The sequence below is a fragment of the Ferrimonas sp. YFM genome (assembly GCF_030296015.1).
Lineage (GTDB): Bacteria > Pseudomonadota > Gammaproteobacteria > Enterobacterales > Shewanellaceae > Ferrimonas.
Genome location: NZ_AP027368.1, coordinates 2556017 through 2567900 on the forward strand (window position 1 = coordinate 2556017; position 11884 = coordinate 2567900).

At 54.3% G+C, this 11884-nt stretch carries 10 protein-coding genes and 1 riboswitch; of the genes, 6 read left to right on the forward strand and 4 right to left on the reverse strand.

Translation table 11 applies throughout. From position 1 onward, the window contains the following. Window positions 1–31 precede the first annotated feature (31 nt). Window positions 32–215: riboswitch (cobalamin riboswitch) on the reverse strand. A 261-nt stretch (window positions 216–476) separates the two neighbouring features. Both QUE41_RS11900 and QUE41_RS11905 read left to right on the forward strand, forming a co-directional pair. After that, window positions 477–1769 carry a MipA/OmpV family protein gene (locus QUE41_RS11900; protein WP_286339261.1) on the forward strand — a complete coding sequence of 431 codons (1293 nt, stop codon included), beginning with the start codon at window positions 477–479 and terminating at the stop codon, window positions 1767–1769. A 90-nt stretch (window positions 1770–1859) separates the two neighbouring features. Continuing rightward, window positions 1860–2456, forward strand: coding sequence for a DUF5610 domain-containing protein (locus QUE41_RS11905; RefSeq protein ID WP_286339262.1), 597 nt, complete (start codon window positions 1860–1862; stop codon window positions 2454–2456). A 62-nt stretch (window positions 2457–2518) separates the two neighbouring features. Here the strand turns inward: QUE41_RS11905 and QUE41_RS11910 are convergent, their stop codons facing one another. Together QUE41_RS11910 and QUE41_RS11915 are read right to left on the reverse strand one after the other, a co-directional pair. After that, a complete protein-coding gene (locus QUE41_RS11910; protein ID WP_286339263.1) occupies window positions 2519–3727 on the reverse strand; it encodes a DUF5692 family protein in 1209 nt (402 codons plus the stop codon). 9 nt (window positions 3728–3736) lie between these two features. Beyond that, window positions 3737–4630: a DUF5692 family protein gene (locus QUE41_RS11915; RefSeq protein WP_286339264.1), complete on the reverse strand. Its 894-nt coding sequence runs from the start codon at window positions 4628–4630 to the stop codon at window positions 3737–3739. Window positions 4631–5201: 571 nt separating this feature from the next. Here QUE41_RS11915 and QUE41_RS11920 point away from each other — a divergent pair. Beyond that, window positions 5202–6041: a class I SAM-dependent methyltransferase gene (locus QUE41_RS11920; RefSeq protein ID WP_286339265.1), complete on the forward strand. Its 840-nt coding sequence runs from the start codon at window positions 5202–5204 to the stop codon at window positions 6039–6041. A 72-nt stretch (window positions 6042–6113) separates the two neighbouring features. On the opposite strand, the gene QUE41_RS11925 is transcribed toward QUE41_RS11920, so the two are convergent. Then, window positions 6114–6506: a hypothetical protein gene (locus tag QUE41_RS11925; protein ID WP_286339266.1), complete on the reverse strand. Its 393-nt coding sequence runs from the start codon at window positions 6504–6506 to the stop codon at window positions 6114–6116. A gap of 507 nt (window positions 6507–7013) precedes the next feature. Between QUE41_RS11925 and QUE41_RS11930 the strand changes: the two genes are divergently transcribed. The 3 genes from QUE41_RS11930 to QUE41_RS11940 all read left to right on the forward strand — a co-directional run bounded on the left by QUE41_RS11930 (window position 7014) and on the right by QUE41_RS11940 (window position 11201). Beyond that, window positions 7014–8432: an Ig-like domain-containing protein gene (locus tag QUE41_RS11930; protein ID WP_286339267.1), complete on the forward strand. Its 1419-nt coding sequence runs from the start codon at window positions 7014–7016 to the stop codon at window positions 8430–8432. Window positions 8433–8629: 197 nt separating this feature from the next. Beyond that, on the forward strand, window positions 8630–9859 hold the full coding sequence (locus QUE41_RS11935; RefSeq protein ID WP_286339268.1) for a M1 aminopeptidase family protein: 1230 nt from the start codon (window positions 8630–8632) through the stop codon (window positions 9857–9859). Window positions 9860–9998: 139 nt separating this feature from the next. Then, entirely contained in the window at window positions 9999–11201 is a 1203-nt protein-coding gene (locus QUE41_RS11940; protein WP_286339269.1) for a DEAD/DEAH box helicase, read from the forward strand. A gap of 75 nt (window positions 11202–11276) precedes the next feature. Here QUE41_RS11940 and QUE41_RS11945 read toward each other — a convergent pair whose 3' ends face one another. Continuing rightward, on the reverse strand, window positions 11277–11795 hold the full coding sequence (locus QUE41_RS11945; protein ID WP_286339270.1) for a TlpA family protein disulfide reductase: 519 nt from the start codon (window positions 11793–11795) through the stop codon (window positions 11277–11279). Between the last annotated feature and the right edge of the window lie 89 nt (window positions 11796–11884).

Here is an 11884-nt window from a genome sequence, read left to right on the forward strand (position 1 = left end):
TCAGGCTATCTGCTCAAGAAACCCGCTTGAGTCAAATCAGCAAACCGAGGTAGGTCTCCTGGCTCTCAGCATCCCAACCCTCTCCTTCCCGGTTTCCCAGTGGCGTTTTAAGGGTCGCTCTGATTACAGTTGCAGGTACAGCCGCGGATTCTCACCGCGTTCCCTGTTATGCGCTGGGGGTAAATCCCGTTCGCACCTTGGTTTGGAGGCATGATAACCATGCCACGGATTGAGATTGTGCCAGAGATCACGGCGCTTTCAAGAGGGAAAAATGTGTGTGAAAACCCACAGTCATTCTTTTCGGTTAATTCCACTTTTGGACGTATGGACGTCCAAACCAGGCACCCCAAGGGTTTGCGACGACTGCCCTGCCCTGTTGATCCTCTCTATTTGCCCCACAAATTTTTTTCAGATTTTTTTCACTCATAAGGTTTATGCTGGTTATATCGGACAAAACGACGTGAAATCTGGCACCTATGAAGAAGTTGATGGGCACGGTGGCCCTTCTCTGCAGCAGCCTGGCCTGGGCCGTTCCCGGCAGTGCGCCACAACCGGATTGGGGCATCGCCATCGGCATGCGGTACGCAGACATCCCGTACGACACCGAGGTGGATCAGGTTGCCGACATCGTGCCGCTGATGTTTTTCCATGGAGAGGAATTCTACCTCCACGGACTGGAAGCGGGTTACCACCTTTGGCAACAGGATCAACACCAGACCACCCTGTTTAGCCGGTTTCGATTTTTCGACATCCCCCGGGAATTTCAGAACGACATCCAGGAGGACAGCTTCGACCTGGGTGGCCGCTATCGATACATCCCCCAGCCCGGCCACTTCATCGACACCGAACTTCTGAGCAACAGCCATGGCCGCAGCTATGGTCACCTGCGTTACGGCTTCGACGCTGATTACGGCTCCCTGACCTTGCAGCCCAAGGTGCAGCTGGATTGGCGCAGCCGTGAATTTGTCGAGCACTACTACGCTCTGAACACCGGCCGCGGCCGCTCCGATATCGGGGTCAGCGCTGGCGTCGATCTCTCCTGGCACCTGATCAGCAACCTCTACTTTATCGGCAAGTTGGAAGGCTCCATGCTCGGAGAAGGCGCCGGCGACCTGCCCACCCTGGATAAACGCTTCACCCTGGAGAGCTACGCAGGTATCGCTTTCTTTCCGAACCCGGACAGCAAGGGCGTGTACTTTACCCGTGACCAGTTCAAAGGCCATTACCTGAGAGTGGCTCATGGCTGGGCCACGCCCTCCAACCTGGGGGAGATCCTCAATTTCGACTGGGAGAAGGACCCCTACAACAATCAGCTCACGTCGGTGTTCTACGGTATTCCCCTGACCGATACCCTGTTTGGCCTGCCCATTGATCTCTACTTCACCCCGGGAGCGGTGTATCACCACAGCTCGGAGGTACAGAAGACCAGCTACGAAGGGGTGGTGGCGATCAAAGCCTATTACACCATCGACTGGCCACTGCGCTGGCGCTTCGGGGTGGCCGAAGGACTCTCCTACGTCAGCCGCCCCACCTACATTGAGCGCAGTGAACTGGAGGAAAAGGGCTACCGGCCATCCAAGCTCATGAACTATCTGGACTTTTCTTTCGATCTCAATCTGGGGGATCTGTTCCAGAGCGCCGCCCTGGAGCAGGTGTGGTTTGGCTGGAGCATTCACCATCGCAGCTCTATTTTTGAAAGCTCCTCCGCCTTCGGCCGCATCAAAGGGGGGAGCAACTACAACACCCTCTACCTGCAGTGGCACTTCTAACCTCCGGGTTGATTGCCATTCAAGGTTAAAGTCGAACACAATTTGGCCGATAACAGGGTAATGACAGAAATCCACTGAGGCGCAGTATTGATGGAAGTACGTAATCATGGGGCCGAGGTCTCTCAGGTCGCTCGCAACAAGCCCACTGATGGCAGCAATCACGGCAAAGCCGTATCCGAGGTGGCCAGAAGTAAGAGTCCGGCCCAGGCCGCCAAGGCGATGACCAACGCCAACCTGCTTAATGCCATGGAAAAAGTCAGCCTGAGCTCAGGTCAGGAGTCTATGGCCTTGCTGTATCGCGCCGCCGTGGAAGCCATCGATGAGCACCTGGCCCCCTCCCTGGGGGAGAACTCCACCGAGAAAGGGCTGGAAGCCGGTGTCGACTACTCCCCCGAGGCCACCGCCGATCGCATAGTAGGCTTTGCCACCCAGTTCTTCGAGACCTACCAGGGGCAAAACTCCAGCCTTTCCTTCGATGAACAACTGGATGGGTTTATGAGCGTCATTGGTGAGGCGGTCGACAAGGGCATCGATGAAGCCCGTGGCATTCTCGATGGATTGCAGGTACTGGATGGCGACATCAAAGACAATGTGGACCTGACCCAGAGCCTGGTACACGAAGGGCTCCAGGCATTCAGAGACAGCTTCTATCAGGACGGCGCTGCCGGCGAGAGTACTGACAGCTAAGCCAGAGCATAGGATCACAAAGGCCGCCCAATCAGGCGGCCTTTTTCTTGGTCAAACCAGCATCAAGCCGCTGCGGGCTGTTGCTGCGCCAGACGCTGTTTGCGGAACTCCCACAACTGCACCACGCAGGCGATGTTGAGCACCAGGCTCAGCAGCGCCAGGGAGTAGGTCAGTACATCGTTCCTGGGGAAGATCCACAAGTTGCGCTCGTAGAACTCGGTAAAGGTGAAGTAGAACATGAACCAGGCCGCCAACGTATAAGCTCTGGCCTGCAGCCAGGTGCCCTCCTTGATGAGCAGCGCCGGAATGGTGGCCGCCACAATCACCATCAGCTGCGCCGAGGCAGACGCGGGGAAGTTAAGGTAGACATAGACGAAGTTCCACACGTCGTAGGCGATGATCCAAAGGGCGGTCATCTTGGGCCACACCATATCCTTCTGAGGTGAGTCGTCCGCCTTGATCCCTTTCCAGCCGTAGTAGCAGGTCAGAATCGACAGCACTCCGGCGACGCCGTTGAGCAGGTTGGGGGTAAAGCCCATGGTGAAATCCTGGGCCACCGCCTCGGCGATGTTCAGCGCCAGGAAGCCCACACAGAACAGCTTGGCGAAGGTGTACTTGTGCAAAGGGGTAAAGCGCATCAGCAGGAAGAACACCGACGCCGACACGACGGAGTAGATCTTGGCCCATTTAAACCAGTAGGCGACCCCCTGATAGGGCCAGACGAAGACCGTCAGCAACAGCGACAGGCCGACGAAGAAGGCAAAGCCACTCCATTTCACCAAACGGAACAACTCATTGAGCGCCACAAGGATGATCAGCGTCAGCAAGATGTGAGTCTTGGCCTGAAACTCGTACCAGCGATAGAGGGTAAATTCGGTGTCCTTCTCCATCAGCTTCAGGGATTCCCCAGGCACATTGAGGCTGACCGCGATGTTGTCATGATCCAGTACCGTCAGGGTGGCTTGGTCGAAGTCTTTTATGAGGGAGTCACCCACAGGCAATATTCGAATCTCGTCGCCAACCCGGGTAAAGGGGTGGGTCTCGGCCAGATCCTCGCCATTGAACTTCTTCTCTATGTAGACGGTGCCACCGCGGTTGAACTCAATGTGGTAACTCAGCCCGCCGGTGCCGGGAACCCCTTCCAGCAAAATCTGGTAGGTACCAAGATCGTAGTTCTCCCGGGTACCCTGCTCCGGCAATGCGGCAGCCAGTGCACTGCCCGCCAACATCCACAGCAGCAACAACCCTATCAAACGATTCAGGTATCTCATAACCCCTCCTCAGGCGCGATGGAAATAGAGATGAGACCAGAAACCACCGATGGAGTCCTGGCGCTCCTTGTCGGTAAAGACCCCTTGTGGCGCCGAGGCAGGGTGGCGGAACTTGGTGTCGCAGCCCCCTGTGTACATCTGCCAGTTGTACCAGAAGACGTAGGCCACACTCAGAGCCAGATTGATGATGCCCCACCAGGTGGCGAGTTCAGGATTGGCCCAGGCGGAGGAGTCCATAAAGGGGAAGACGTCGGTCAGGCCCAGCTGCACCACGAAGATCGCCAGGGTGTAGATACGCCCCATGATGTAGAGATCGTGCCGACCGAACACCGAGTAGAGCTCACAGGCGATGAGGATTGCCAAGCCACCGGCAAACTCATCGGGGATGCAGCCAAACAGGAAGGCGGCGTTCCAGGTGGTGTAGAGAAAACACCAACCCAGAGGGAAGTCCACAATCAGATCGCCACAGGTTTTGTCCTCCACACGCCAGAATTTGCCGACGAAGGGGATGGTCAGCACCAGGCAGAAGCCGGACAACGCGTTCCAGGGGTTGCCCAGTTGCCAGTCATGAATGGAGGCCTCGGTGATATTGAGGGCGAGAATGAAAAACAGAAACCACAGGGTCCAAGGCTTTTTAAAGATCTCCCAGAAAGGTCCCTGCTTTTTCTCATAGACGGCGATGCGCATCAGGCTGACCACCACCATGGGCACCAGTACGCTGAAGATCTTGGCCCATTCAAACCAGGTGTCCCGGTTCTCGGCCCAAAGGGGAAAAGTACAGAGGGAGCCAACGATAAAGGCAAAGCCCAGATAGCGATAACGCCGGAACACTTCGGTGAGCGCATAGGTTACGGCGGCGTAGACAATAATGGAGACGATCAGTGTGAGATTAGAGGGTTCCATACCCTTCTCCTTCAAACATCAAGTGAGCCAGCTGAGCTGGCACGACTGTCCCTTGTTTGGTTTCAACCCCTCACAATCCAGGCCCCCCCGGACAATCCCCATTAAAGTCGAAGCCAGTGCCGCCTAGGAAACGCTTCCCTGCCCCACTGCTCCCGACCTCTGTCTACATGGTTGAAAACCAAAAGAAACAAATTAGAGCAATTGCTCTATTTTCAAGATTAAGGTAACACAGCCCCACAGAGATGTTGTGAAGCAGATCAAGATTTATCGGGAATGGTTAAAGCCCCAGCAAAGGTCTAGAGCCCTTTAGTGGGCCGCAACCAACAACAGTAGACTGAACGGCCCCCATTCATCTACCGCGCTATGTAAGATGAAGTGGAGCAATTGAACCATACCCCAGGCGGTGTTAAGGTCTCCTGGTTTTCAATATTGATGAGGAGGTGCGCTATGAAAGTTAAAAAGATGAACAAAGCGATGTTATTGACCATGGTGACGCCTCAATTTTCGGCTTTAGGCAAAGTTTAAGTCCTGGCCTGCGTCACCTTTATCTTGTGTTTATTGGTGACTATTCATGTATCGTCAATTAATCGAAATTAATAAGAAACCAGCGCCTTTTGAGAGTATTACTACCCTCGAACTTTGGACAGATCCTCATCGCGCCGAGCAGATGCTGGCGTATCATTTGAGTGATGCGACCGAGCTTGCTTCCCGCTCTACAGGTCAACGTCAAGCGTCGACCAATTGGATGATCCAGCATTTTGGAATTAAGTCAGGTACTCGAGTTTGTGATTTTGGCTGCGGTCCTGGACTATATACTCAGGCCTTCGCTCGAGCTGATGCCAAAGTAACAGGAGTCGATTTTTCAACTAACTCTTTGCAGTATGCCCGCACCCAAGCGCGTAAATCTGGATTGGACATCAATTACATTGAAGCCAATTATCTTGAATTTGAAACCGACCAGCGCTTCGATCTCATTACGCTTATTTACTGCGGCTTCTGTGCCCTGAGCCCTGAAAACCGTGCCAAATTGCTGAAGAAGTTCGAGAAGCTGCTTACGACGGGAGGCCGTATCATTCTGGACGTCCACTCCCTCAATGCGTATGCGCAGCGCCAGGAATGCAGCAGTTATGAGAAAAATCAGCTTGGCGGGTTTTGGTCAGCAAAAGAGTATTACGGGTTTCTCACGACCTTCAAGTATGACGATGAGAAGGTGGTGCTCGATAAATACACCATCATCGAGCCCAATAACAGCTACACAATCTACAACTGGCTACAGTACTTTGACAAAGCAATGCTGGAACAGGAATTTTTCAAGGCTGGTCTTCAGATTGAGTTGATGTTGGATGAGCTTGATGGGCAGGCTTATACCGGCACTGACCCTGATATTGTTGTGATCGCGAAACGCGCTTGATATCCAGTACTTAAACCTAAGCCGCCCCCTGGGGCGGCTTTTCTCTCTACTGGAAGGAGTCAACTCAGCCAGTTACAGGGTTGGCAGAGTCTCACAGTGGAAATACGCAGCCTCAACTGTTGATGAACGCTCGTACACACCGCCGAACGAGTTGGAACCGGCGAAGCCACGATTGATGTAGTTCGCCCCCAACGTTACGGCTTTCTCTGCAAAGGTCGAGTTGATACGTCGTTCGACTTCAGCGTCATCATCACCAATAGAGAAGACACCTGCAATGCTGTGAGTATTGGGGTTAAATTCTGACGTTCCCTTAATGGTGCAATTGAGAGCCTTATCAGGGTTAGCGTAAGCAATGCGAACGGTTTCCCCTGTCGATGTAATAAAATCACTGGCAAGTGGCGCCACAATGGTTGCGCACCCCACTAAGGTGGAAACAGATACAGCGATGAGAATGTTACTCTTCATTCTATTACCCTTGTTGTTTTGAACCGCGTTTATGTTATCTCAAGGGCGGCGGTGGAAGAACATGGCTAAAATGACTTTTCCGCATACTGCAATGACGTTAAATCACCCTATGACAGCCAATCACAACACAAAACTGTAACCAGCTGATCACATTGTTTTTTTTGTTTTCCTGTATCACTGACTTCCTGCTCTTCTGCTGTGCCCTCCCTCTAGCACAGAGACTCAATTCAGTAATTCGTTCCTACGCGGAGATCCAGTTCACAGATTAAGCTGACGGTACGAAATCGACTATTTGCCGGACAAAATCGACCTCCATTCCTATTGAAGCATTAATTAAATTTTCTCTTGCGAAAAAATAAAATCGCAGAGGAAATGATGATGAAACAACACGTAGTAAAACAAGGTGCTCTGACACTTTGCGCCAGTGCGCTGATCGCGCTGCTGGCAGGGTGTAATGGAGACAGTGACAACGACTCGGATACCAATCTACCTCCAGGCCCGGGAGCAATGTCGGCCATTGCCGTTATCGGTGAAGACACCTCCATCGACGTCCTGGCCGAAGCCAGCGATCCAGAGGGCGACACCCTTTCCCTGGCGGATGCCAAGGTGGTGCAAGGCTCTGGTGAAGTGCGGGTGGAAGACGGCCTGTTGTGGTTTGTCTCCAGCGACTATGGCTTGGCCCAGGTGGAGTACACCATCAGCGACGGAAAAGGCGGCAAGACCCAGGCTGTGGTGGATGTGGAGGTGAAAGCCAGCCTTCAGGATTATGCCGGTACCCAAACCTGTCTGCGCTGCCACCAAGACAAGGCCAGCTTCCTGGAGACCGGACACAACTGGAAATTCACTAAGATTGAAAACGGTGAGGCGCCCGACCTGCCCTTTACCTCCCTGGATGGCGCCTTCGAGCTGTACGAGGGCGTCGAGAACAGCGCAGGAACACCGGAAAGCTGGGCTGACATCAGTTACCTGCTGGGTGGCTTCCAGCGTCAGGCGATTCTAGTCGATAACAACGGCTACATGGTCAACGGCCCCAAGGCGATGTTCGATGTGCTGCCGAAAGGGGAAACCCTGGACGAGACTCGGGTCGTCCCCTTCGCACCAGGTGCGGGCGGCGACGGCATGCCCTACAACTGTGGCCACTGCCACAACACCGGCTGGCGCGACTACACCTCTGAGCCCGATGACCATCGCAACCGCGATCGTCAGGACGGTCTGATTGGCATGGAAGGAACCTTTGCCCAGGCCGGCGTGCAGTGCGAAGCCTGTCATGGTGCCGGTGGCGATCACGCCAAGAGCCCCAGCAAAGACAACATTGTCCGCAACGCCAAAGGCCGGCTGCGCGCTGACTTGACGGCCATGAACCAAGCCTATGGCGACGCGATTGCTTGTGGGGAATGCCACACCAAAGCGGGTGAGCGTTGGTATAAAGATGGGTATATGACCAGCTACGACGAAAAGTTTGGCGGAGACACCATCGGTGGCTTCGTTAAAGACTACTTCGAAGAGGGTCGTAATGCCGGTGATGCTCTGCTGGGCTATGACCCGGATACCGGTGAAGCCACAGGTAAGAAGCGGATGTTCCAGTGTATCCACTGCCACAATCCTCACCTGTCCACCAACTTCCGGGATAAGCCTGGACACGAGGAAGCCCTGACCACCGAGTGCCAGGATTGTCACCCAAGCGTGAAGTTCAACGACGGTCTGGGTGCCATGCACGGTGCCATGGCAGACTGTACCGATTGCCACATGCCGAAGAACTCTCACCTGTTCAAGATCGACCTGTCTCATGCGTCCGAGGATCCGTATCAATACGGCGAGGACGGCAAGTACCGCCAGCCCTGGCTGAGACCGGTACAATCCTGTGGAGGGTGTCACGCAGAAGACTATGACGATCGTGCTACCAGAATCGGCAAGGTTCACAAGTAAACTGTCATAGCCATGACAAAACAACAAGCCAGCGGCCCGACAGTCGCTGGCTTTTTTGTGAGTCACAAACCAGATTGGAATCAAACATCTGTTTTTAATGAACTTTAATTCGCGTCATTTCTCTCAACAAAGAGAAGCATGCAGCGAAAAGCCGCTTAGAAGCTTCACCCTGTTTCCCATTACTGAGAATGGACTCTATGTATCTCAAACTGCCGTTATACGGACTGGCGCTCTTCAGCTTATCCGCACAGGGCTTTACGCCATCAGTCACCTATCAGTTGACGGTCAACCACCAAGACCGACAGTTCGGCAACTTCTCCGTGGATACGTCAACGCTTAATACCTTTACCCTGAGGCCGCCTCGTTCCCTGTCGGAAGCAAGCAAAGATTCCCTGTCCATTCAATGCATCAATGGCGACACTGCCGAGCCAGCCAATTATGGTGAGCCACTGAAGTGTGAACAGCTAAACTGGCGAACCTCCTTCCACTCCCTAGACGATCTGGATATTAATCTGTCCGAGCAAACCAGTTACGTCTCCAGTTCAGGCTGGTGGGTGCTATTTGAATGGGACACCATTCCCAGATTCGAAGGTGTCAGAGACGCGATGGTCTGCACTCAGGTAGATGACCACAGGACTGAAAGCAACTGTCAAAGTCTTCCATCTGCAATCCAGCCACCTCTGATTCTTCCTTTTGGCACACCCACCGCCGCGTTTCAGGAACAAGAGACACACTTTCTGGTTTACACCGATATCATGGGGCGGGAGCTCACCATAAATCACAATCAGGCTCTGCTGAGCAGCCAGTATCAGTATCTCTCTCAGCTTTTGAATCGCACTAAAGCGACTCAGCAGCAACTAAGCCTGGTTTGGGCCGGAATCAATGAAAGCCACGGCATGATTGGCGGCGCTGCAGGCTCCAATGCCTTTGTTTCCAACTACGCAATTGGTGACGGTGGTATCTCCAAACAAAGCAAGGAACGTCTGTTTTGGGTTTCCGCTCACGAACTCTTCCACATGCTTGCGCCCTACTCCTACCCTACCTGGCTCTCAGAGAGCCTGGCCCACTACTACGGCTACAAGTCCTTGGCTAAGTTTGGCGCTCCCTCCAATACGCCCCAGAGAGACTGGGATAGCCAACGAACGAAGATGCCCAACAGTGATGCCAGGCTCTATGAGGCCCACACCAAAGTGACTCAAGAGCGGCAGATGCAGTACTACGGACTGTTCTACGTTAAGGGCGCCGCCTTTTGGCAACGCCTGGATGAGCTGTTGATGCGACATGGCGACAGTCTGGACAATTATCTGCCTCAGCTTGCCGAATGGGTCAGTCAAAATGGACATTTCGACAGCGAGTTCGAAACAACCATGTCAGACATAGTGGGCAAAAAAGCCATGGAGCAGCTACTGTCCCAATTTCTGAAGTAGATGGACAAACAGGCCACTCGAACCAAAACATCAGAACCCCATCGCCCTCATTTCCCGAACCAGAGGGCTTTGCTATACTTCCCGCCCCTTGCGCCGCCACCGTTTGCGGCGCAGTTGTTTCACCAAATTGAGACCACCGATGTCATTCTCCAGCCTGGGATTATCCGCCCCACTTGTCGACGCCGTTGCCGAAGCCGGTTACAGCGAGCCTACTTCTATTCAGCAGAAGGCCATTCCCGTTGTGCTGCGGGGCGATAACCTGATTGCTGCCGCGCAAACTGGTACCGGCAAGACCGCCAGCTTTGTGCTTCCAATTCTGCAGCAACTCAGCCAGGGCAGCCGTGGTCGCAAGAAACGGGTTCGGGCGCTGATCATCGCACCGACCCGCGAATTGGTGGTGCAGGTGGCCGAAAGTGTTGAGCGCTATGGTCGTCACCTGCCGCTGACCTGCCTGGCCATGTACGGCGGCGTAGACATTGAACCTCAGCGCCAGGCGCTGCTGGACGGAGTCGACCTGCTGGTGGCCACGCCTGGACGACTGCTGGACATGTACAGCCGCCGCGCCATTCACTTCGATGAAGTAGAGATGCTGGTGCTGGATGAAGCGGACAAGATGCTGGATATGGGCTTCATCGATGACATCAACGACATCGTCACCAAGCTGCCCACAGAGCGGCAATCGCTGCTGTTTTCCGCCACCCTCTCCAAAAAAGTGCGGGCCCTGGCCAAGAGTGCCATCAGCGATGCGGTTGAGATAAGCATTGCCGCCAGTCAGGCCAGCAAAGCCACCATCAGCCAGTGGCTGACCACCGTAGACAAAGATAAGAAATCGGCCCTGCTGAGCCACCTGATCCAAACCGCCCCCTGGAACCAGGCGCTGATCTTCATCGAAACCAAACACGGCGCCGCCAAGCTGGTGAGCCAATTGGCCAAGCGCGGCATCGAAGCGGACTGCATCCACAGTGGCCGCACTCAGGCGGTCCGGGAACAAATTCTGGCCGACTTTAAAGCCGGCACAATTCGCTATCTGGTGGCCACCGGCGTCGCCGCACGAGGCATCGACATCGATAACCTGGAGCGAGTGGTCAATTACGACCTGCCCTTCCCCGCCGACGAGTATGTGCATCGCATCGGTCGAACCGGTCGCGCGGGCGCCCTGGGTGAAGCGGTGTCTCTGGTCTCCAAGGACGACTTCAAAAACCTGTGCATGATCGAAAGTCGGTTGAATCACCTGATTGAGCGCCGCGAAGTTGAAGGATTCGCACCGAGGAAAGCGGTACCCATCTCCATCCTCAACTACGTACCCAAGGCCAAGCGACAGGCCGTAAAGCCTAAGTCGTAACTCCCCGCCTTCCTCAGCCTTTCGCACCACCCAAAGCAACACCGCCGGCATCTGTGCCGGCGGTGTTAAGAAACTCTAGGCTTGTTTGTCTGCCAGTTGCTTTGCCAGCAGTTCGTTCATGGCATCCACTACCTGCTGGATGTTGCCTTCACCGTAACCCACCCAGCGGTTGGCAATGTTGCCCTCATGGTCAATCAACACCATATGGGGAATGCCATCCACGCCATACTTGCGACCGATCTTGCCATTGCTGTCGCTGGTCAGGGTAAAGGTCAGGTTCTTCAGCTTGTTCTTGATGCGGCGATACTGCCTCTTGTCTTCGCGATAGTTCACCGCCACCACCTTGAGCTGTTCTTTGCCCACAGTGGTCTGCAGCCCCTCCAGCAGAGGCAACTCCTTGAGACAAGGAGGACACCAGGAGGCCCAGAAGGTCACCACCATGATCTTGCCCTGCTGCTCAGAGACACGAACCACGGTGCCATCGTTGCCACGCCCCAGATAATCGGGGGCAACATCGCCGATGTCAGGCATGGAGGCCGCCAGGGAGGAGAAGGAGAAAAGAATGGCGCTAAAGAGAGTTAGAATTTTTTTCACGGTACTTCCTTGCTTACAGATTGCGGTGTATTAGACCCAACACAAACGAATTCCCTTTCATCCGGTCGTTGTTCAACACGGCTGCCCAT

Bases quoted from the DNA above. Each gene is read 5' to 3' on its own strand.
- QUE41_RS11900 (WP_286339261.1), top strand. From the start codon at position 477: ATGAAGAAGTTGATGGGCACGGTGGCCCTTCTCTGCAGCAGCCTGGCC.
- QUE41_RS11905 (WP_286339262.1), top strand. From the start codon at position 1,860: ATGGAAGTACGTAATCATGGGGCCGAGGTCTCTCAGGTCGCTCGCAAC.
- QUE41_RS11910 (WP_286339263.1), bottom strand. From the start codon at position 3,727: ATGAGATACCTGAATCGTTTGATAGGGTTGTTGCTGCTGTGGATGTTG.
- QUE41_RS11915 (WP_286339264.1), bottom strand. From the start codon at position 4,630: ATGGAACCCTCTAATCTCACACTGATCGTCTCCATTATTGTCTACGCC.
- QUE41_RS11920 (WP_286339265.1), top strand. From the start codon at position 5,202: ATGTATCGTCAATTAATCGAAATTAATAAGAAACCAGCGCCTTTTGAG.
- QUE41_RS11925 (WP_286339266.1), bottom strand. From the start codon at position 6,506: ATGAAGAGTAACATTCTCATCGCTGTATCTGTTTCCACCTTAGTGGGG.
- QUE41_RS11930 (WP_286339267.1), top strand. From the start codon at position 7,014: ATGTCGGCCATTGCCGTTATCGGTGAAGACACCTCCATCGACGTCCTG.
- QUE41_RS11935 (WP_286339268.1), top strand. From the start codon at position 8,630: ATGTATCTCAAACTGCCGTTATACGGACTGGCGCTCTTCAGCTTATCC.
- QUE41_RS11940 (WP_286339269.1), top strand. From the start codon at position 9,999: ATGTCATTCTCCAGCCTGGGATTATCCGCCCCACTTGTCGACGCCGTT.